General features: G+C 74.3%; 14 protein-coding genes and 2 pseudogenes. 3 read left to right on the top strand and 13 right to left on the bottom strand.

Annotated elements, in window-relative coordinates; all coding sequences use genetic code 11:
- Positions 1-120: 120 nt before the first annotated feature.
- On the top strand, positions 121-354 hold the full coding sequence (locus tag ACH4ZX_RS14075; protein WP_398271933.1) for a trypsin-like serine protease: 234 nt from the start codon (positions 121-123) through the stop codon (positions 352-354).
- Positions 355-544: 190 nt separating this feature from the next.
- Here the strand turns inward: ACH4ZX_RS14075 and ACH4ZX_RS14070 are convergent.
- A pseudogene (locus ACH4ZX_RS14070) lies at positions 545-1,636 on the bottom strand (winged helix DNA-binding domain-containing protein); the annotation flags it as partial.
- Positions 1,637-1,762: 126 nt separating this feature from the next.
- On the opposite strand from ACH4ZX_RS14070, the gene ACH4ZX_RS14065 reads away from it, so the two are divergent.
- Positions 1,763-2,923: a magnesium and cobalt transport protein CorA gene (locus ACH4ZX_RS14065; protein ID WP_398271931.1), complete on the top strand. Its 1,161-nt coding sequence runs from the start codon at positions 1,763-1,765 to the stop codon at positions 2,921-2,923.
- Positions 2,924-2,953: 30 nt separating this feature from the next.
- Here ACH4ZX_RS14065 and narI read toward each other — a convergent pair whose 3' ends face one another.
- The 10 genes and pseudogenes from narI to ACH4ZX_RS14015 all read right to left on the bottom strand — a co-directional run.
- Positions 2,954-3,721, bottom strand: coding sequence for a respiratory nitrate reductase subunit gamma (gene narI / locus ACH4ZX_RS14060; protein WP_398271930.1), 768 nt, complete (start codon positions 3,719-3,721; stop codon positions 2,954-2,956).
- A complete protein-coding gene (narJ, locus tag ACH4ZX_RS14055; protein ID WP_398271928.1) occupies positions 3,718-4,365 on the bottom strand; it encodes a nitrate reductase molybdenum cofactor assembly chaperone in 648 nt (215 codons plus the stop codon). Before narJ ends, narI begins: the two co-directional genes overlap by 4 nt.
- The gene (gene narH / locus ACH4ZX_RS14050; RefSeq protein ID WP_398271926.1) at positions 4,362-6,077 is read right to left on the bottom strand and encodes a nitrate reductase subunit beta; all 1,716 of its coding nucleotides are present in this window, start codon (positions 6,075-6,077) and stop codon (positions 4,362-4,364) included. The genes narJ and narH overlap by 4 nt, the downstream gene beginning before the upstream one ends.
- Positions 6,077-9,757, bottom strand: coding sequence for a nitrate reductase subunit alpha (locus tag ACH4ZX_RS14045; protein ID WP_398272133.1), 3,681 nt, complete (start codon positions 9,755-9,757; stop codon positions 6,077-6,079). The genes narH and ACH4ZX_RS14045 overlap by 1 nt, the downstream gene beginning before the upstream one ends.
- Before the next feature lie 369 nt (positions 9,758-10,126).
- Complete coding sequence (locus tag ACH4ZX_RS14040; protein WP_398271925.1) at positions 10,127-10,603, bottom strand: hemerythrin domain-containing protein; 477 nt, start codon at positions 10,601-10,603, stop codon at positions 10,127-10,129.
- Between the two features lie 22 nt (positions 10,604-10,625).
- Positions 10,626-11,888, bottom strand: coding sequence for an MFS transporter (locus ACH4ZX_RS14035; protein WP_398271923.1), 1,263 nt, complete (start codon positions 11,886-11,888; stop codon positions 10,626-10,628).
- A 527-nt stretch (positions 11,889-12,415) separates the two neighbouring features.
- Positions 12,416-12,661, bottom strand: coding sequence for a hypothetical protein (locus tag ACH4ZX_RS14030; protein WP_398271921.1), 246 nt, complete (start codon positions 12,659-12,661; stop codon positions 12,416-12,418).
- Positions 12,658-13,293: a D-glycero-alpha-D-manno-heptose-1,7-bisphosphate 7-phosphatase gene (locus ACH4ZX_RS14025; protein ID WP_398271920.1), complete on the bottom strand. Its 636-nt coding sequence runs from the start codon at positions 13,291-13,293 to the stop codon at positions 12,658-12,660. Before ACH4ZX_RS14025 ends, ACH4ZX_RS14030 begins: the two co-directional genes overlap by 4 nt.
- Positions 13,290-14,294, bottom strand: a complete 1,005-nt coding sequence (locus ACH4ZX_RS14020; protein WP_398271918.1) for a glycosyltransferase family 2 protein — start codon at positions 14,292-14,294, stop codon at positions 13,290-13,292. The genes ACH4ZX_RS14025 and ACH4ZX_RS14020 overlap by 4 nt, the downstream gene beginning before the upstream one ends.
- 203 nt (positions 14,295-14,497) lie before the next feature.
- A pseudogene (locus tag ACH4ZX_RS14015) lies at positions 14,498-14,818 on the bottom strand (carbamoyltransferase N-terminal domain-containing protein); the annotation flags it as partial.
- Positions 14,819-15,092: 274 nt separating this feature from the next.
- Here ACH4ZX_RS14015 and ACH4ZX_RS14010 point away from each other — a divergent pair.
- The gene (locus tag ACH4ZX_RS14010; protein WP_398271916.1) at positions 15,093-15,533 is read left to right on the top strand and encodes an SRPBCC family protein; all 441 of its coding nucleotides are present in this window, start codon (positions 15,093-15,095) and stop codon (positions 15,531-15,533) included.
- Here the strand turns inward: ACH4ZX_RS14010 and ACH4ZX_RS14005 are convergent.
- Positions 15,519-16,688, bottom strand: coding sequence for an XdhC family protein (locus tag ACH4ZX_RS14005; RefSeq protein ID WP_398271915.1), 1,170 nt, complete (start codon positions 16,686-16,688; stop codon positions 15,519-15,521). The two genes, ACH4ZX_RS14010 and ACH4ZX_RS14005, sit on opposite strands and share 15 nt — an antisense overlap.
- 19 nt (positions 16,689-16,707) lie before the next feature.
- Positions 16,708-19,035 (bottom strand): xanthine dehydrogenase subunit D, encoded by a 2,328-nt coding sequence (pucD, locus tag ACH4ZX_RS14000; RefSeq protein WP_398272132.1) that lies wholly within the window; start codon positions 19,033-19,035, stop codon positions 16,708-16,710.
- Positions 19,036-19,120: the final 85 nt, after the last annotated feature.

Below are 19,120 nucleotides of genomic sequence, written 5' to 3'. Positions count from 1 at the left end.
CCTCATTGGGTGCCCGGCGTGCCGGGTCCTAGCGTGAGGGCGTGCCGCTCACCCGGGCACACGAGGTCGGTCCGCCCCACACCCGCGCGCCCCACCGGCACCCCCCCACCTAGGAGACGGATGTTCGGGCTCACCCGAGTCAGGAAGATCCGGACCGACTCCGGCCGTGCGAACTCCTGCGGTCCGGACCTCGTCCGGCCCCACACCATCTGCGCCGGACACACCTCCGGCGGCTTCGACACCTGCCAGGACGACAGCGGCGGTCCCCTGCTCGTCAGGGGCGTCCTGGCAGGGATCACTTCTCCGGGCGAGACCGCGCGGAGGCCGGTCACCCGGGTGTCCACCCCCGGCTGACCGCCTGCTCCGGCCTGGTGACCGCGCGGGCCGGCGCGTGACCCGGAAGGCTTCCTGAGCAACCCTCAGGTAAAGAACCAGGGGGCGTTGCGAGCTTCCACGAGCAGCCCGCAACGCCCCCTGTCCAATGTTCAGGGCCGATGGGCCGATGTCCAGGGGCGGGCGGCCCGCCGGGTCTACGGCAGTACGGTCCGAAGCGGATGCCGTACGAGCTGCCGGGGTGCAGGGCCGCGAGCATCCGTTCCCCCTCTTCGGCCACCTCCCGCCGCCGGGCGCCGGTGAGCCTGCCGAAGGGCTGTACGACGAGGGCGTCCGCCTCCAGTGCCCACACGCCGGCCAGGAAACCGTCGACGAGGAGGGTGCGGTGGGCGGTGTTCCCCCGCCAGTTGCGGCCGCGGTGGGCGGGCGGGACGACGCGGGTGCGGTCGGCGTGGGAGAGCAGCAGGTTGTCGAACTCGGGCAGGAAGCGGGGCGGCGCCGGGGTGTCCGGATCGGGCCGGGGCGCGTCCGGGAGGTCGAACAGTTCCACGCCGTTCTCGTCGCGGAAGGTGACCAGCCGCGGGCGGAGGCGTTCGAAGGCCGGGCGCAGCCGGGTCAGGCCGGCCCAGGTCTGCATGTCCTTGACGGAGGCGGGGCCGAAGGCGGCGAGGTAACGCCGTACGACCGCGTCGGGCGCCGGGGCCGGCTCGGCGGGACGGCCGAGCCAGTGCTCGGCGGTGGTGAGCGCGACCCGGCCGCTCCTGCCCCACAGGCCGCGGGGGGTGACCTGGACCAGCGGCAGGCGGCAGCGGGCGGCGACCGCGAGGGCCTGCGGGTCGGCGTCCGGCCACTCGGCGGCGAGGGCCTCGCGCAGTTGCCCCATGGTGCGCGGCCCGGTCTCGACGAGGCCGCGGGCGAGGGCGGCGAGCCGGTCGAGGTCGACCCCGGCGAGCCCCTTGCGGAAGGCACCGAGTTCGCGGTCCCGGGCGGGCTGCACGAGCGGGCGCAGGGTGAGGCAGTCGTCGGCGGTGTGGGTGTGGATGGTCGAGCGCACGGTGACGATGCGGACGACCTCGCGGCCGGCCATCGGCGCGGAGAGCCGCTCGGGGGCGAATCCGTCGAGGCGGGCGGCGAGGGCGTAGTACGGCGGCCTGACGTTCTGGGCCTGCAGGCCGACCAGGTGCTCGACGGCGGCCGCGACGGACATCGGCGAGCGGCGCAGCAGCAGCTGGCGGGCGAGGGTCGCGCGGTTGAGGGCGCGGGTGCCGAGCACGGGCGCCGTCGGGGCCGTCATCTTCGTCATACCCCGCACGCTAGGCGCCCTTGCGGACAGTTTCTGTCCGCGATGACCGCGCAGGAGGGTGCGGCCGTATGCCCCGTATATCCTGCTCGACGATCACAGCAGTCGGCCGACCGGGAGGCAGCCGCCATGTCCGAGCGACGCGCCCGCCCGCCCGCGAAGCACCCCAGGAAGCCCGCCTGGCGCCGGACCGCCGCCCCCGCGCAGCCGCCCTCGGCGCAGCCGCCCGCCGTACCGCCCGCCACGATCTCCCCCGAGCCCGCCGGGCCGGCCGGTGTGGTGCGGGCGGCGGTGTACCGCGACGGGGTGCGGGTGTCCTCCCCCGCCACCCTGGCCGACACCTACCGGGAGCTGCGCGCCCGGCCGTCCGGCATGGCGTGGATCGGCCTGGCCCGCCCGACGGAGGACGAACTGCTTTCCCTGGCAGCCGAGTTCGGCCTGCACCCGCTGGCGGTCGAGGACGCGATGGAGGCCCACCAGCGTCCGAAGCTGGAGCGCTACGGCGACACCCTGTTCGTCGTGCTGCGCGCCGCCCGCTACCTGGACGCGCCGGAGGAGGTCGACTTCGGCGAGCTGCACGTGTTCGTCGGGCCGGACTTCCTGATCACCGTCCGCCACGGCGCGGCCCCGGGCCTGTCCGCGGTCCGCCGCCGCATGGAGGAGACGCCGGAGCTGCTCAGGCTGGGCCCCGAGGCGGTCCTGTACGCGATCCTCGACGCGGTGGTCGACGGCTACGCGCCGGTCGTGGAGGGCGTCCAGAACGACATCGACGAGATCGAGACGGAAGTCTTCGGCGGCGCCCCCGAGGTCTCCCGCCGCATCTACGAACTCTCCCGCGAGATGGTCGAGTTCCAGCGCGCCACCCGCCCCCTGGTGGGCATGCTGCACGGCCTGATCGCCGGCTTCTCCAAGTACGGCACCGACGAGGAGCTGCAGCGCTACCTGCGGGACGTCGCCGACCACGTCACCCACATCAGCGAACGCGTCGACTCCTTCCGCCAGGCCCTCGCCGACATCCTCACGGTCAACGCGACGCTGGTCACCCAGCAGCAGAACGCGGAGATGCGGGCACTGGCGGAGGCGGGCTTCGAGCAGAACGAGGAGATCAAGAGGATCTCCGCCTGGGCGGCCATCCTGTTCGCCCCGACGCTGGTCGGCACGGTGTACGGCATGAACTTCCGGCACATGCCGGAGCTGCACTGGTCGTTCGGATACCCCCTCTCGGTCGCCCTGATGGCCGCGGTCTGCGTCAGCCTGTACGTCGTCTTCAAGCGGCGCGGCTGGCTCTAGACGTATTGAGCCGCAGCTCTCCGCCGGCCGTCAGCCCACGCGTTCCCAGCCGCGGCGGGGTGGGCGGTTGCCGAGGCGGGTGTCGCGGCTGCGGTAGACGATGTAGGGGCGGGTCAGGTAGCCGAGCGGGGCCGTGAGCATGTGGACCAGGCGGGTGAAGGGCCAGGCGGCGAAGAGCAGCAGGGCACTGACGGCGTGCAGCTGGAACAGGATCGGGGCACCGGACATCAGGTCCGGGTCGGGCTGGAAGTAGAAGATCGAGCGGAACCAGGGGGAGATGGTCACGCGGTAGTCGTAGCCGCCGCCGACGATGTTCGCGGCGACGGTCGCGGACAGGCCGAGCACGATCGTCGCGGTGAGCGAGACGTACATGGCCTTGTCGTTGCGGGTGGTGGCGGAGAAGACGGGGCCGACGGTGCGGCGGCGGTAGACGAGGATGGCCAGGCCGCCCAGGGTGCACACGCCGGCGATGGTGCCGAGCGCGACGGCGGTGGCGTGGTAGGCGTCCTCGCCGATGCCGACGGCCTCGGTCCAGCTCTTGGGGATGACCAGGCCGCCGATGTGGCCGAGGAGCACGACGAGGATGCCGAAGTGGAACAGCGGGCTGCCGATGCGCAGCAGCCGGTTCTCGTAGAGCTGGGAGGAGCGGGTGGTCCAGCCGAACTTGTCGTAGCGGTAGCGCCAGACGTGGCCGAGGACGAAGACGGCCAGGGAGACGTACGGCAGGACGACCCAGAGCAGGATGCCTCCGGTGCCGGCTTCCGCCGCGAGGCTGACGGGCTGCGCGGGCGCGGTCATCGGGGGCCTCCCACCACGGGGTCGGGCAGGAACTGCGGGGGTGCGTAGGGGTCCAGGCCGACCTGTTCCTCGGGCGGCCCCTGGGCGGCGAGCCGGGCCACCGCCTCGCGGACGTCGCCGCCGAGGGCGGGGAGCGTGGCGGAGACGGAGTCCAGGACGGCCGCCCACGGGGAGCCGGTGTCGTGCAGCGCCAGGCGCAGCAGTTCCAGGCCGGCGCGGTGGTCGGTGAGCAGGCGTGCCCCGGCGGCGGGCTCGGCGGCGGCGAACTCCAGGACGACGGCGAGGTGGTCGGGCAGTTCGTCGTCGCTCAGCCGCCAGCCGGCGCGGGCGTAGGTCTGCTTGAGGCGCAGCAGCGCGAGGCCGCGCTTCCGGGTGTCGCCGTGCGCGTAGTACGTCAGGTACGGGCAGCAGCGTTTGCGGTGGTCGAAGGTGGCGACGTAGTCGGCGGCCAGGTCTGGCGGCGGGGTGCGCTCGGCGTGGTCGGCGAAGGCCGTCAGGGGGCGGCCGACCGGCCGGGGCTGGAGGGCGGCGACCCGCCGGGCCAGGGCGAGGCGGTCGCGGAAGTCCTCGTCGGGGTAGGCCAGCAGCAGCGACTGGACCTGCCAGGCCGGGGAGCTGCGGGCGTCGCCGGTGTCCGGCCTCATGACGCGGGTCCTTTCTCGTCGTGCTCCTCGGGCCCGCCGTCCCCGCCGGGCGGGAACAGGCCGGGCGGGCGTCCCTTGCCGTCCCAGTTGAGGAGGTTGACGCGGGTGGCCTTGTCGGTGGGGGCGGCCGGGGTGTCGGCGGTCTGCCGGTCGTGCAGGGCGCGGTAGGTCTCCACCGCTATCGGGGCGGCGCCGCCGGAGGTCTCGCCGAAGGGGCCCCAGCCGCCCATCCCGGGGCCGCCCTCGTAGTCGAGGCTGCACTCGGTGGCCAGTTCCTCCAGCTTGTGCGCCTGTTCGGCGTGGGCGGGCGGGATGACGTACCGCTCGTCGTACTTGGCGAGGGCCAGCAGCCGGTACATGTCGTACATCTGCTCCTCGCCCATGCCGACCCGTTCCGGGATGGTGGCGTCCGGCTCGCGGCCGAGGTTGATGTCGCGCATGTAGGAGCGCATGGCCGCCAGGCGGCGCAGCACGGCGTCCACGGGGGCCGGGTCGCCGGCGGTGAACAGCTGGGCGAGGTAGTCGACGGGGATGCGCAGGGCGTCCACGGCGGCGAAGAGGTTGCGGTGGTCCTCGGCGTCCTGGCCGGTCTCGCGGACGGCGTCGACGACCGGGGAGAGCGGCGGGATGTACCAGACCATCGGCAGGGTGCGGTACTCCGGGTGCAGCGGCAGGGCCACTTTGTAGGTGTTGATCAGGGCGTGCACCGGGGAGCGCCGGGCGGCCTCGATCCAGTCCCGCGGGATGCCCGACCGCTCCGCCGCGGCGACCACCCGCGGGTCGTCCGGGTCGAGGAAGACCTGCCGCTGGGCCTCGTACAGGTCCGTCTCGTCGGGGGTGGAGGCGGCCTCGAGGACGCGGTCGGCGTCGTAGAGGACGAGGCCGATGTAGCGCAGCCGGCCCACGCAGGTCTCGGAGCACACGGTGGGCAGGCCGACCTCGACGCGGGGGAAGCAGAAGGTGCACTTCTCCGCCTTGCCGGTGCGGTGGTTGAAGTAGACCTTCTTGTACGGGCAGCCCGTGACGCACATCCGCCAGCCGCGGCAGCGGTCCTGGTCGACGAGGACGATGCCGTCCTCGGTGCGCTTGTAGATCGCGCCGGAGGGGCAGGAGGCGGCGCAGGACGGGTTGAGGCAGTGCTCGCAGATGCGCGGCAGGTAGAACATGAAGGTCTGCTCGAACTCGAGCTTGATCTTCTCCGACACCTGGCCCAGCAGCACGTCCTTCTCGCCGTGCTCGGCGCTGCCGCCCAGGTCGTCGTCCCAGTTGGCGGACCAGGAGATCTTGTGGTCCTTGCCGGTGATCAGGGATTTGGGGCGGGCGACCGGGGTGTGCTCCTGGAGCGGGGCGTTGGTGAGGGTCTCGTAGTCGTACGTCCACGGCTCGTAGTAGTCGTCGAGCGTGGGCAGTTTGGGGTTGGAGAAGATCTGGATCAGCTTCTTGAACCGGCCGCCCGCCTTCAGCGCCAGCCGGCCGCGCTTGTTGAGCTCCCAGCCGCCCTTCCAGGTGTCCTGGTCCTCGTAGCGGCGGGGGTAGCCCTGGCCGGGCCGGGTCTCGACGTTGTTGAACCAGACGTACTCGACGCCGGTGCGGTTGGTCCACGCCTGTTTGCAGGTGACCGAGCAGGTGTGGCAGCCGATGCACTTGTCGAGGTTCATGACCATCGCCATCTGGGCCATGACGCGTCCGATGGGGGCTTCGCCGCGGGACATCAGTACTCGACCTCCTGATCGGTGCGGCGGCGGATGACCGTCACCTCGTCGCGCTGGTTGCCGGTCGGGCCGAGGTAGTTGAAGGCGTACGTGAGCTGGGCGTAGCCGCCGATGAGATGGCTCGGCTTGATCAGCAGGCGGGTCAGCGAGTTGTGGATGCCGCCGCGCCGGCCGGTGGTCTCGGTGCGGGGCACGTCGATCAGCCGGTCCTGGGCGTGGTGCATGTAGACGGTGCCCTCCGGCATGCGGTGCGAGACGACCGCGCGGGCGGCGACGACGCCGTTGCGGTTGACGGCCTCCACCCAGTCGTTGTCCCGCACGCCGACCTTGGCCGCGTCCTGGGTGCTCATCCAGATGGTCGGGCCGCCGCGCGACAGCGACAGCATGAACAGGTTGTCCTGGTACTCGGAGTGGATGGACCACTTGTTGTGCGGGGTCAGGTAGCGCACGGTCACCCCGAGCTCGCCGGTGTCGCCGAGGCGCGGCTCACCGAACAGCGCGTGCATGTTCAACGGCGGGCGGTAGACCGGGAGTTGCTCGCCGAGGGCGGCCATCCAGTCGTGGTCGAGGTAGAAGTGCTGGCGGCCGGTGAGGGTGTGCCAGGGCTTGAGGCGTTCGACGTTGACGGTGAACGGGGAGTAGCGGCGCCCGCCCGTCTCCGAGCCGGACCACTCCGGTGAGGTGATCACCGGCACGGGCGCGGCCTGGGTGTCGGCGAAGGTGATCCGCTTGCCCTCGTGCTCGGCGGCCAGGTCGGCGAGCCGGGTGCCGGTGCGGGCCTCCAGGGCGTGGAAGCCCTGGGTGGCGAGGTGGCCGTTGGTGGTGCCGGACAGGGCGAGGATCGCCTCGCAGGCGTGGGTGTCGCGGGCGATCGAGGGCCTGCCGTCGGCGGCGCCGCCGCGCACCACGCCGTTCTTGTGCCGCAGGTACTGCATTTCCTTGTCGAGGTGGAAGGTGACGCCCTTGGTGGTGGCGCCGAGGCTGTCGAGCAGCGGGCCGAGGGCGCCCATCTTGTCGGCGACGGCGCCGTAGTCGCGTTCGACGGTGACCAGTTTCGGCAGGGTGCGGCCGGGGACCGGTTCGCACTCGCCGGTCTTCCAGTCGCGGACCCGGCCGTGCGGGGTGGCCAGCTCGTCGGGGGTGTCGTGCAGCAGCGGCGCGGCGACCACGTCGGTGCGCACGCCGAGATGCTCGCGGGCCTGGCGGCTGAACTCGCGGGCGAGGGTGTGGAAGGCGTCCCAGTCGGTGCGGGTCTGCCAGGGCGGGGCGATGGCCGGGTTGAAGGCGTGCACGAAGGGGTGCATGTCCGTGCTGGACAGGTCGTGCTTCTCGTACCAGGTGGCGGCGGGCAGCACCACGTCGGAGAAGACGGTGGTGCTGGTCATCCGGAAGTCGAGGGTGAGCAGCAGGTCGAGCTTGCCCTCCGGGGCCTTCTCCCGCCACACGACGTCCTTCGGGCGGGCGTCCGGCGGGGCCTCGGCGGCACGTACGGAGGAGTCGGTGCCGAGCAGGTGCTTGAGGAAGTACTCGTTGCCCTTGGCGGAGGAGCCCAGCAGGTTGGCCCGCCAGACGGTCAGCACGCGCGGGAAGTTCTCGGGCGCGTCCGGGTCCTCGCCGGCGAACCGCAGCCGCCCGGCCTTCAGTTCCTCCACCACGTGCTCGGCGACCGGGCGGCCCGCGCCGCCGGCCTCGTCGGCCAGGTCGAGCGGGTTGCGGTCGAAGGTGGGGTACGACGGCATCCAGCCGAGCCGCGCCGACTGCGCGATGACGTCCGCGGTGGCCTTCCCGGCGAACGGGCCGGCGCCCGTGCCGTCCGCCGCGAGCGCGTCGGCGGAGAAGGGGTCGTAGCGGAACTGGTCGCCGTGCAGGTACCAGTACGCGGTCTGGATCATCTGGCGGGCCGGGCGGTTCCAGTCCGCGGCGGTCGCGAGCGCCGAGTAGCCGGTGATCGGGCGGACCTTCTCCTGGCCGACGTAGTGCGCCCAGCCGCCGCCGTTGACGCCCTGGCAGCCGGTGAGCGTGGTCAGGGTCAGGAAGGCACGGTAGATGGTGTCGGAGTGGAACCAGTGGTTGGTGCCCGCCCCCATGATGATCATCGAACGGCCGCCGGACTCCTCGGCGTTGGCCGCGAACTCGCGCGCGATGCGGGCCGCCCGCCCGGCGTCCACGCCGGTGATCGCCGCCTGCCAGGCCGGGGTGCAGGGCTCCTCGGGGTCCTCGTAGGAGGCCGGCCAGCGGCCGGGCAGCCCGTCGCGGGCCACCCCGTACTGGGCGAGCAGCAGGTCGTACACGGTGGTGACCAGGCGGCCGCCGACCCGTCGTACGGGTACGCCGCGCAGCAGCTTTCCCGCGCTGCCGTCAGGCGCGTCGAACCGCGGCAGCTCCACCTCCACGGGCGTCTCGTCGCCGCCCTCGGCCGACAGCAGCGGGTCGATGTCGCCGAGGTCCAGGTTCCACTTGCCGGCGCCGGATTCGCCGTACCGGTCGCCGAGGGTGCCGGGCGGCACCGCCGGCGCCCCGGTCGCGGCGTCCAGCAGCACGGTGCGGAACTCGGCGTGCTCGGCCTCGGCGTGCTCGCCGCCCAGGTCGGCGGCGGTCAGGAACTTGCCGGGCGCGTAGCTGCCCGGCGCCCGTTCGTCGAGCGTCACCAGGAACGGCAGGTCGGTGAAGCGCTTGACGTAGCCGTCGAAGTACGGCGTGCGCCGCTCGACGAAGAACTCCCTGAGGACGACGTGCCCCATGGCCATCGCCAGGGCGCCGTCGGTGCCGGGCCGGGCGGGCAGCCACTCGTCGGCGAACTTCACGTTGTCCGCGTAGTCCGGGGAGACCGCCACCACCTTCTGGCCGCGGTAGCGGGCCTCGGCCATCCAGTGCGCGTCCGGCGTCCGCGTCACCGGCAGGTTAGACCCCCACATGATCAGGTAGCCGGCGTCCCACCAGTCCCCCGACTCCGGTACGTCGGTCTGGTCGCCGAACACCTGCGGCGAGGCGACCGGCAGGTCGGCGTACCAGTCGTAGAAGGACAGCATCACCCCGCCGAGCAGGGAGTAGAAGCGGGCGCCCACGGCGTGCGAGACCATCGACATCGCCGGGATGGGCGAGAAGCCGGCCAGCCGGTCCGGGCCGTGCGCCTTGATCGTGTGCACGTGCGCGGCGGCCACCATCTCCACCGCCTCGTCCCAGCTCGCCCGCACCAGGCCGCCCTTGCCGCGGGCGGACTTGTAGCGCCGGGCCCGCTCCGGGTCGGAGACGATGTCGGCCCAGGCCGCGACCGGGTCGCCCAGGCGCGCCTTCGCCTCGCGGTACATCTGCAGCAGCACGCCCCGCACGTACGGGTAGCGGACCCTGGTCGGCGAGTAGGTGTACCAGGAGAACGCGGCCCCGCGCGGGCAGCCGCGCGGCTCGTACTCGGGCCGGTCCGGGCCGACCGAGGGGTAGTCTGTCTGCTGGGCCTCCCAGGTGATGATGCCGTCCTTGACGTACACCTTCCACGAGCAGGAGCCGGTGCAGTTCACGCCGTGGGTGGAGCGCACCACCTTGTCGTGCGACCAGCGGTCCCGGTAGAACGCGTCCGCCTGCCGGCCGCCGGCCTTGTGCAGGGTGCGCAGGTCCGGGGAGACCTCCGCCCGGCTGAAGAAGCGGCGGCTGCGGACGAGCGCCTCGGCGAGGCCGCTGTCCATGCCCGCCGGTGTCCGCTGCGGACCGGTCTCCGTGCTCACCCTGCACCCCGCATCCCGGGCACCGGGCCCGTGCGTGTCGCGAATCGAACGGCCGGGCTCGACCTTACGGCCGTGGTACCCCCGAAGGTCAACAGGCGCACCGCGAACAATGCGCGTCCCCCACGTGGGGCGTTCCTCGCGAGCAGGCGGCTACCCGCGCCCGGCCGGGGCATGCGCGCCGGGACGAAAACCGGCCACCTCGTGGTCGTACGAGGTGGCCGGGGCGGGGTCGTGCGTCAGGCGGTCCGTTGGTCTGGTGGTCTGGCGGGTCGTGCCAGGCGGTCCGGCGGGGCGGGTCGTGCTCAGGCGGTCCGGCGGGGCAGGTCGTGCTCAGGCGGTCTGGCGGGGCAGGGCGCCGCCCGCCTTCGCGCGGGCGGCGTCGACGGCTTCCCATTCCTCGGTGCCGAGGTTGGCCAGCGCGGCCGGGAAGACGCCGTCCTGCTCCTTGAGGATGTGGTCGCGCAGCACCGCCATCGCGTCCATCAGCCGGTCCGGCCAGGTCGGGTCGGCGGGTGTCACGCCGTCGGCGGCCTCGGCGAGCACCGCCTCGACCTGGCGGTGCTCCGCCTCCAGGGCGCCGATCTGCTCGGGGAAGTCGTCGGCCAGGGCGGGGAACAGGCCGTGCTCCTCCACCTCGGTGTGCGGGCCGAGCACGGCGGCGACGTCCCGGGCGACGGCCGCCAGGGTGGCCGTGTCGCCGCTTCGGTGAGCGGTCCGCAGGTGGCTGATCAGGCGCACCACCTCGTCGTGCTCGCGGGTCAGTTCGTCGATGGCGGCCAGGGACTGGCAGCCGCAGTACTCGCACATCGCGGGCTCCTGACGGGTGTGGTCAGTGGGAGGTGGCGGGCGAGGCCGGCGCGCGGCGGGTACGGCCGCTGACCGCGTGGCGGACGCCGGTGCCGGTGAAGGCCAGCGCCGCGGCGGCGACCAGGCCCAGCAGCACCAGGCCGACGGCGTAGGAGCCGTAGGCGCCGTAGAGCGAGCCCATCACCAGCGGTGGCACGAAGCCGCCCAGGCCGCCCGCGGCGCCCACGACGCCGGTGACCGAGCCGACCATGTTCGCCGGGGCCAGCAGTGCCACCAGGGCGAAGACGGCGCCGCTGCCGGCGCCCAGCGCGGCGGCCATGGACAGGAAGGCGATGGTGCCGACCGGCGCGAGCGAGGGCGTCAGCGACTGCACGAACGCCGCGGTGAGCACCACGGCCATGCTGCCGGCGAGGACCCGGACGGGGCCGAGGCGGTCCGAGAGCCAGCCGCCGACCGGCCGCATCGCCACCGCCAGCAGCACGAAGCCGGCCATCCGGTTGGCGGCGTCGGCCTGGGAGAGCCCGTAGCCGGTCTTGAGGTAGGTGGGCAGGTAGACGGAGAAGGCGACGTAGCCGCCGAAGGCGACCGCGTACAGGGCGGACGCCTGCCAGGTGATGCCGAGGCGCAGGGTGGCGGCCAGGCGGCGGGTCAGCGGCTCGGTGGGCACGGTGCGCGCCGGGGCGTCCCGCATCACCAGGGCGGCCAGCACCGCGTAGGCCGCGAGCACGATCGCGGTGATCACGAAGGGGGCGGCCATACCGGGCCCGTCCACCAGCTTGACCGTGGTCAGCGCGCTGATCGCGGTGCCGCCCATGCCCATCCCGAAGACGCCGATGGCCAGGCCGCGCCGCTCGGGCGGGAACCAGGCGCTGACGAAGGGCACGCCGACGGCGAAGGCGGTGCCGCCGATGCCGAGGAAGAACCCGCCGATCAGGAGGGCGGCGAGCGAGGAGTGCCCGGCCAGGCCCAGGTACAGCACCGGGACGACGGTGGCGGCCGACACCAGCGGGAACATCACCCGTCCGCCGAACCGGTCGGTCAGCGCGCCCACCGGGATGCGGCCCAGCGAGCCGACCACGACCGGCACCGCCACCAGCAGCGACTGCTCGAACGACGACAGGTCGAGGCTGTCCTTGAAGCGGGGTCCGAGCGGGCTGAGCAGCGCCCACGCCCAGAAGTTCACGGCGAATCCGACAGTGGCCAGGGCCAGCATCAGCCACGCCCGGCCGGGCACCGGCGCGCCCGGGGCCGGGCTGCCGCTCTCCATCGTCGACGACTGGGCCATCGTGTCCGTCCTTGTTCTCGCGGTTCTCGCGGTTCTCGCGGTTCTCGCGGTTCTCGCGGTTCTCGCGGTTGTCACGGTTTCGCGGTCGTACCGGCGTCACCCGGCGGGGCCGGGCCACGGCGTGCGGTCCGTTCCCCTGCAACTGTCCGGGCAGGGCTGTGCGGCGGGGCAGGGGCCTATGGTCCCTGCCCCCGGGCGGACGGTCCCGGGACGCGGACCCGGTCGTCCCGTCCGGGGCGCCGGGGTGACCGGGTGGCCGGGGTGACCGGGTGGCCGGGGTGACCGGGGCACCAGGGCGACCGGGGCACCAGGGTGACCGGGGCAGGGGGCGGACCGCACGGTCGGGGCGGTCCGCACGGGGCGCCAGAGCGGTCCGCCGGCGGTCGGCTCCCCCGGACGCGCGGATCATTCCCGGTCCGGTCTCACGCGTCACGGAGTCCGTCGCGGGCGCTCGCGCGGCGTGCGGTACTGAACAGGTCCGGCGCCGGGCAGACCGGCGAACTCGGCGATCCGGGCCACCGGTTCGTCTAGCCCGGCCCCCCGGTGACGACGCCCCGGTGACCTGCCGTGCGCACCGTGCGCACCGTGCGCGCGACGGCCGCGCACCGCTCGACGGGCCGGCCGTGCGACGGCGCCCCCGCGCCCGGGTGTACGACGACGGCGCCCGGCACGGGGGACGGGGCGTGCGGGCGGGGCGGCAGCAGGCCGCCGGGGACGGCTCCGGCGAGCGGGACGTCGCCGAAGCTGTCGACTCGGGCGACCCGTGCCTTCATCGCGTCCTCCGGCTCGTGTCGAAGGCGTTCGCGATCGGGCGTTCGTCGGCGATCACGCGCCCCCGCTGCGGCCCGGCCAGCACCGCCCGCACGGCCGTGGTCAGGTCCGGCGCCACGTGGTCGGCGCGGGCCGTCTCCTCGGGGCGGGTGCGCGCGTTCGGCACGAGGATCCCGTGGGCTCCCGCCCGGCGGGCGGCCTGCACGTCGGCCTCGATGTCGCCGACGACGACGCAGCGCTCGGGCGGGGTGCACAGCCGACCGCACGCCCACAGCACCATGCCGGGCTCCGGTCTGCGGCAGTGGCAGCCGTCGTCGGGGCCGTGCGGGCACACCGCGAACACGTCGAAGGGGCCGAGGAGGTCGTCGACGCGCCGGTTGACGCGGCGGACGTCGGCGGCGGTGAGCAGGCCGCGCGCGACGCCGGACTGGTTGGTGACGACGCCGGTGCGGATGCCGTGGGCGCGCAGCAGGCGGAGCGCCTCACGGGCGCCGGCGACGGGGCGCACCCGGTCCGGGTCGGCGTTGCAGGGGACGTCCTCGACGAGGGTGCCGTCGCGGTCGAACAGGACGGTCCGCACGGCGGGCGGCCCGTCGCGGGTGACGGCGGGGCCGGGAATGGTCTCCTGGGTCACGACGCCACCTCCGGCCAGGCCGGGGCGGAGCGGTGCCGCCACAGCCCGCCGAGCCAGTACCAGGTGGCCGCGGGCGGGATGAGCGCGCTGGTCGCGAGCATGGCGACGACCTCCTCACGGGTGCGCGGCCCGGGGGTGATGCGCGCCCACGCGAACTCGCCGGTGCCGGCGGCCCAGCCGGCCGCGCAGGCCGCGGCCGGCCGCCGGTACCCGGCGGCGGCGAGGAGGCACGCGGCGGCGCCGACGGCGGTGACGGCGAGGTGGGAGCGCAGCCGGCCGCGCGGGGCGTACGCCCTCTCCCACCAGTCGGGGCCGTGCAGGTGGCGCATGAGCGCGTCGTCGGCGTTGCCGCGCTGGGCGTGCAGGGAGACCCAGCGGGAGGCGGGTCGGACCGGGTGGCGCGTCGTGCGGCGGCCCTGCCGGATGCGCCAGCCGGCGTCGAGGACGCGCAGCGCGAGGTCGGCGTCCTCGCGGAGGGCGTGCCGGAAGCGCTCGTCGAAGCCGCCGACGTACTTCAGCGCGTCGGTGCGGTAGGCCATGTCGGCGGTGGTCCACCGGGCCTGCGCGAGTGCCGCGGTGCCCCGTTCCCACTCGGTGGGGCGGCGCTCGCCGGGCAGTGGTACGGCGATGACGCCCTGCACCCCGGCGGTGTCCGGGGACGCCTCGGCGAGGTCCTCGGTGAGCTGGGCGCACCAGTGCGGGCCGGCCTGGACGTCGTCGTCGAGGAAGGCGACCCAGGGCGCGGTGACCCCGCGCAGGCCGGTGTTGCGGGCGGCGGCCGGGCCGCGGCCGCCGCTGTGCAGCACGACGGTGCGCTCCCGCAGGTCGCCCAGGACGCTGAGGGGGTGCGCCAGCGCGGCCGGGTCGGGCGCGGGTCCGGGCCGGTCGTCGACGACGAGGATCTGCTCGGGCCGGGGCCCGGTCGCGGCGGCGAGGGCCGCGAGGCAGTCGGCGAGGGTGTCCCGCACCAGGGTGGGGATCACGACGGCGTAGTCGGTCATCCGAACGCCCTCCCCCGGCGCGCCGCGTACGGTCCGACGGCGAGCAGGTCCACGGGCGCCGGGCCGAAGCACTCCGGGGCGTCACGCGGGTCGCCGGCCATGGGCCGGCCGGCGGTGTCGAGGCCGGTGCCGGCCATCGCCGGCGGTCCGGTGCGCCGCTCGAAGGCGGCGGGCATCCGCGCCGACGGCGGTTCGTCGCGCTCGTCGGGGGCGCGGCGGGCGTACTCGGGGCGCAGCGGGTCCCGGGGGTTGTCCGGGCCCACGTCGCGGGCCGGGCGGGCCGCCCCGGAGCCGAGGGGGGAGGCGACGGCGTCGAGTTCCTCCGCCCGCAGGCCCGCTCGGCGCGGGCACCAGCGCGCGGACGGCTCGGGCAGCTCCCAGGCGGAGGCGGAGAAGGGCAGGGGGCGCTTGCCGTGCTCGCGGCGGCTGAACCGCTCCTCCTCGGTGGCGGCGACGGCGCGGCCGTCCACCACCCCAGCGGCGGCCGGGTCGTGGAACAGGTCGTTGATCCCAAGCAGGTGCATGGCACGGGCTCCGTCACGGGCGGCGTGTGCGGGCTGGAGTGCGCCGGGTGCCAGGGAGAAGGCGCCTCAAACACGTGGAGACCACTCGCCATAAAGGCCGCACCAATGATGTTCACTCCGGGTGACTTCCGGGCCACCGGACCCGCGCGGGGCGATCAAAAGGCGCGGGAAGGGGCCGTCCGGGGGCGCTCGGCGGGCCCGCGCGCCCCCGGACAACCCGGTGGCCTGCCGGCGGGAACCCGGTCGAGCAGCCCGGATTCCCTACGATCGTGCCGTGGCCACCTTCCTCCTCGAACGCACGGCGCCGCTCCCTCCCCACGAGGCCTGGCGGCGCCTGACGGAATGGCCTCGCCACGGCGAGGTGGTTCCGCTGACCCGTGTCACCGTGACGACTCCGCCGCCGACCCGCGTGGGCACGGTCTTCGTGGCCCGTTCGGGCATCGGCCCGCTCGCCTTCGACGACCCCATGGAAGTCACGGTGTGGCGGCCGCCGACGCCGGACACGCCGGGCCTGTGCCGGCTGGAGAAGCGGGGCCGGGTCGTGACGGGGTGGGCCGAACTGGAGGTCGGCCCGGGACCGGGCGGCCGCAGCCGCGTGCGCTGGCACGAGGAACTGGACGTCCGTCCGCTCCCCGGCCTCCTCGACCCGGTGGTCGCCCGCACGTCGCACTACGTCTTCGGCCGCGCGGCCGACCGCCTGCTACGACGCCCGTGACCCCCGCCGCGACAACGCGACACGCCTCGCGGCCGCCGGGGACTGGTCGTGGTGGATCGGGGTGGGTGTTCCGGTGAGGGGCAGGCCGGTGCCGCCGCGCCGGGTGGCGACGATCTCCGCCGCGATCGACAGGGCCGTCTCCTCCGGGGTGCGGGCGCCCAGGTCGAGGCCGATCGGCGAGCGCAGGCGGCGCAGTTCCGCGTCGGTGAGGCCGGCTTCCCGCAGCCGCGCGTCGCGGTCCAGGTGGGTGCGGCGGGAGCCCATCGCGCCGACGTAGGCGACCGGGAGGCGCAGCGCCAGCCGGAGCAGGGGTACGTCGAACTTGGCGTCGTGGGTCAGCACGCACAGCACCGTGCGGGCGTCCACGGACGTCCGCTCCAGGTACCGGTGCGGCCAGTCGACGACGATCTCGTCGGCCTCCGGGAAGCGGGCCCGGGTCGCGAAGACCGGCCGAGCGTCGCACACGGTGACGTGGTGGCCGAGGAACTTGCCGACGCGGACCAGGGCCGACGCGAAGTCGATCGCGCCGAAGACGATCATGCGGGGCGGGGGTACGCGGGACTCGACCAGGACCGTGAGCGGCGTACCGCAGCGCGAGCCCCGCGCGCCGAGTTCCACGGTGCCGGTGCGGCCGGCGTCGAGGAACGCCGACGCCTCGGCGGCGACCGTGCGGTCCAGGTCCGGATGCCCGCCGAAGCCGCCCTGGTGCGTGCCGTCGGCGCGGACCAGCAGGGCGCGGCCGGTGAGGTCCGCCGGGCCGGACACGACCCGTGCCAGCGCCGCCGCCCGGCCGTGCGCGGCGTCGGCGAGCGCGGACGCGAGCACCGGGCGGGCCGGGTCGGCGGCCCGGACCGGCGTGACGAGGACGTCGATGACGCCGCCGCAGGTCAGGCCGACGGCGAAGGCGTCCTGGTCGCTGTAGCCGAAACGCTCGAGGACGCTCTCGCCGTCCCGCAGGGCCTGCCGGCACAGCTCGTACACCGCGCCCTCCACGCAGCCGCCGGAGACCGAGCCGACCGCCGTGCCGTCGGCGTCCACCGCGAGGGCGGCGCCCGGCATGCGCGGGGCGCTGCCGCCGACCGCCACCACGGTGGCCACGGCGAAGTCGCGTCCCTGGCCGGCCCACCGGTTCAGCTCCTCGGCGATGTCCAGCATCCGGTGGCCTCCTCGGCTCTCACGCGGTACCGGTGAGGTGCTCCGGCCGTACCGGCGTCCGGTTCAGCTCCAGTCCGGTCGCGGCCCGGATCGCCGCGAGGACGGCCGGGGTGGACGACAGGGTGGGCGCCTCGCCGACGCCACGCAGCCCGTACGGGGCGTGGTGGTCGGCGAGTTCCAGCATGTCGACGGGGATGGCCGGGGTGTCGAGGATGGTGGGGATCAGGTAGTCCGTGAAGGAGGGGTTGCGCACCTTCGCCGTCCTCGGGTCGACGACGATCTCCTCCATGACGGCGATGCCCAGCCCCTGCGCCGTGCCGCCCTGGATCTGGCCGACGACGGACAGCGGGTTGAGCGCCTTGCCGACGTCCTGGGCGCAGGCCAGCTCGATCACCTTCACCAGCCCGAGTTCGGTGTCGACCTCGACGACGGCGCGGTGCGCGGCGAAGGAGTACTGGACGTGGCCGTTGCCCTGGCCGGTGCGCCGGTCGAAGGGTTCGGTCGGCCGGTGCCGCCACTCCTCCACCACCTCCACGGCCTCCTCCTCGAGGACGTCCGCCAGGCCGGCGAGGACCTCGCCGCCGTCGGTGACGACCTTGCCGCCCTGAAGCAGCAGTTCGGCCGTCGCCCAGGCCGGGTGGTGGGAGCCGAACTTGCGCCGCCCGATCTCCAGCACCTTCTCGCGCACCAGCTCGCAGGCGTGCTTCACGGCGCCGCCGGTGACGTACGTCTGCCGCGACGCGGACGTGGACCCGGCGCTGCCCACGCCGGTGTCGGCCGGGCGGATGGTGACCTGGGCGACGCCGAGCTCGGTGCGGGCGATCTGCGCGTGGACGGTGACGCCGCCCTGGCCGACCTCCGCCATGGCCGTGTGGACGGTGGCGACGGGCTCGCCGGCGACGACCTCCATGCGGACGCGGGCGGTGGAGTAGTCGTCGAAGCCCTCGGAGAAGCCGACGTTCTTGATGCCGACGGCGTAGCCGACGCCCCGGACGACGCCTTCGCCGTGCGTGGTGTTGGACAGGCCGCCGGGCAGCTGCCGTACGTCGACGCCCTCGCTGGACTCCCACGCCCGTTCCGGCGGCATCGGCATCGCCTTGACGCGGCGCAGGAGTTCGGCGACCGGGGCCGGGGAGTCGACCGGCTGCCCGGTCGGCAGGAGGGTGCCCTGCTCCATGGCGTTCAGCCGGCGCAGCTCCACCGGGTCCATGCCGAGCCGTGCGGCCAGCTTGTCCATCTGGGCCTCGTAGGCGAAGCAGGCCTGGACCGCGCCGAAGCCGCGCATGGCGCCGCAGGGCGGGTTGTTGGTGTAGAGGGCGAGGGCCTCGATGTCGACGTCGTCGACCCGGTAGGGGCCGACGCCCAGGGAGGCGGCGTTGCCGACGACGGCCGGGGAGGCGGAGGCGTACGCGCCGCCGTCGAGCACGATCCGGCACTTCACGTGCGTCAGCCTGCCGTCCGCGGTGGCGCCGTGCTCGTAGTGCAGGCGGGCCGGGTGGCGGTGGACGTGGCCGAAGAAGGACTCGAAGCGGTTGTAGACGATCTTGACGGGCCTGCCGGTGCGCAGGGCCAGCAGGCAGGCGTGGATCTGCATCGACAGGTCCTCCCGGCCGCCGAAGGCGCCGCCGACGCCGGCCAGCGTCATGCGCACCTTCTCCTCGGGCAGGCCGAGCACCGGGGCGATCTGGCGCCGGTCGGAGTGCAGCCACTGGGTGGCGATGTAGAGGTGGACGCCGCCGTCCTCCTCGGGCACGGCGAGGCCGGACTCCGGTCCGAGGAAAGCCTGGTCCTGCATGCCGAAGTGGTAGTCGCCGGTGACGATCACATCGGCCTTCCGCGCGGCCCCGGCGGCGTCGCCGCGGACGATGGGCTGGCGGTGGAGGATGTTCGGGTGCGGGACGTGCCGGGCGTGGTCGTCGGTGCGGTGGTCGTGGACGAGGGGCGCGCCGGGGGCGGTCGCGGAGGCCTCGTCGGTGACGACGGGCAGCTCGCGGTACTCGACCTTGATCTTCGCGGCGGCGCGGCGGGCGGTCTCCGGGTGGTCGGCGGCGACGATCGCGACGGGCTCGCCGTGGTGGCGCACCTTGCCGTGGGCGAGGACGGGGGTGTCCCGGACCTCCAGGCCGTAGTGGGTCACGTCGGCCGGCAGGTCGTCGTACGTCATGACGGCGTGCACGCCGGGGGTCGCCAGGGCCTCGCTCGTGTCGATGGAGACGATCTCGGCGTGCGCGACGGTGGAGCGCAGGATCTGGCCCCACAGCATGTCCTCGTGCCACAGGTCGGACGAGTACGCGAACTCGCCGGTGACCTTCAGGGTGCCGTCGGGCCGGAGCGTGGACTCGCCGATGCCGCCCTCGGTGCGGGACTGCTGGGTGAGTCCGGTGGGGGCGCCGGCGGGGGTGCTGTCGCGGGCGCCGGTGGGGGCGCCGGCG

It is taken from the genome of Streptomyces sp. NPDC020490, assembly GCF_044335305.1.
Lineage (GTDB): Bacteria > Actinomycetota > Actinomycetes > Streptomycetales > Streptomycetaceae > Streptomyces.
Note: the sequence above shows the minus strand (reverse complement) of the source record. Positions and strands in the feature narration are given on the sequence as shown.

Bases quoted from the DNA above. Each gene is read 5' to 3' on its own strand.
- ACH4ZX_RS14075 (WP_398271933.1), top strand. From the start codon at position 121: ATGTTCGGGCTCACCCGAGTCAGGAAGATCCGGACCGACTCCGGCCGT.
- ACH4ZX_RS14065 (WP_398271931.1), top strand. From the start codon at position 1,763: ATGTCCGAGCGACGCGCCCGCCCGCCCGCGAAGCACCCCAGGAAGCCC.
- narI (WP_398271930.1), bottom strand. From the start codon at position 3,721: ATGACCGCGCCCGCGCAGCCCGTCAGCCTCGCGGCGGAAGCCGGCACC.
- narJ (WP_398271928.1), bottom strand. From the start codon at position 4,365: ATGAGGCCGGACACCGGCGACGCCCGCAGCTCCCCGGCCTGGCAGGTC.
- narH (WP_398271926.1), bottom strand. From the start codon at position 6,077: ATGTCCCGCGGCGAAGCCCCCATCGGACGCGTCATGGCCCAGATGGCG.
- ACH4ZX_RS14045 (WP_398272133.1), bottom strand. From the start codon at position 9,757: ATGGACAGCGGCCTCGCCGAGGCGCTCGTCCGCAGCCGCCGCTTCTTC.
- ACH4ZX_RS14040 (WP_398271925.1), bottom strand. From the start codon at position 10,603: ATGTGCGAGTACTGCGGCTGCCAGTCCCTGGCCGCCATCGACGAACTG.
- ACH4ZX_RS14035 (WP_398271923.1), bottom strand. From the start codon at position 11,888: ATGGCCCAGTCGTCGACGATGGAGAGCGGCAGCCCGGCCCCGGGCGCG.
- ACH4ZX_RS14030 (WP_398271921.1), bottom strand. From the start codon at position 12,661: ATGAAGGCACGGGTCGCCCGAGTCGACAGCTTCGGCGACGTCCCGCTC.
- ACH4ZX_RS14020 (WP_398271918.1), bottom strand. From the start codon at position 14,294: ATGACCGACTACGCCGTCGTGATCCCCACCCTGGTGCGGGACACCCTC.
- ACH4ZX_RS14005 (WP_398271915.1), bottom strand. From the start codon at position 16,688: ATGCTGGACATCGCCGAGGAGCTGAACCGGTGGGCCGGCCAGGGACGC.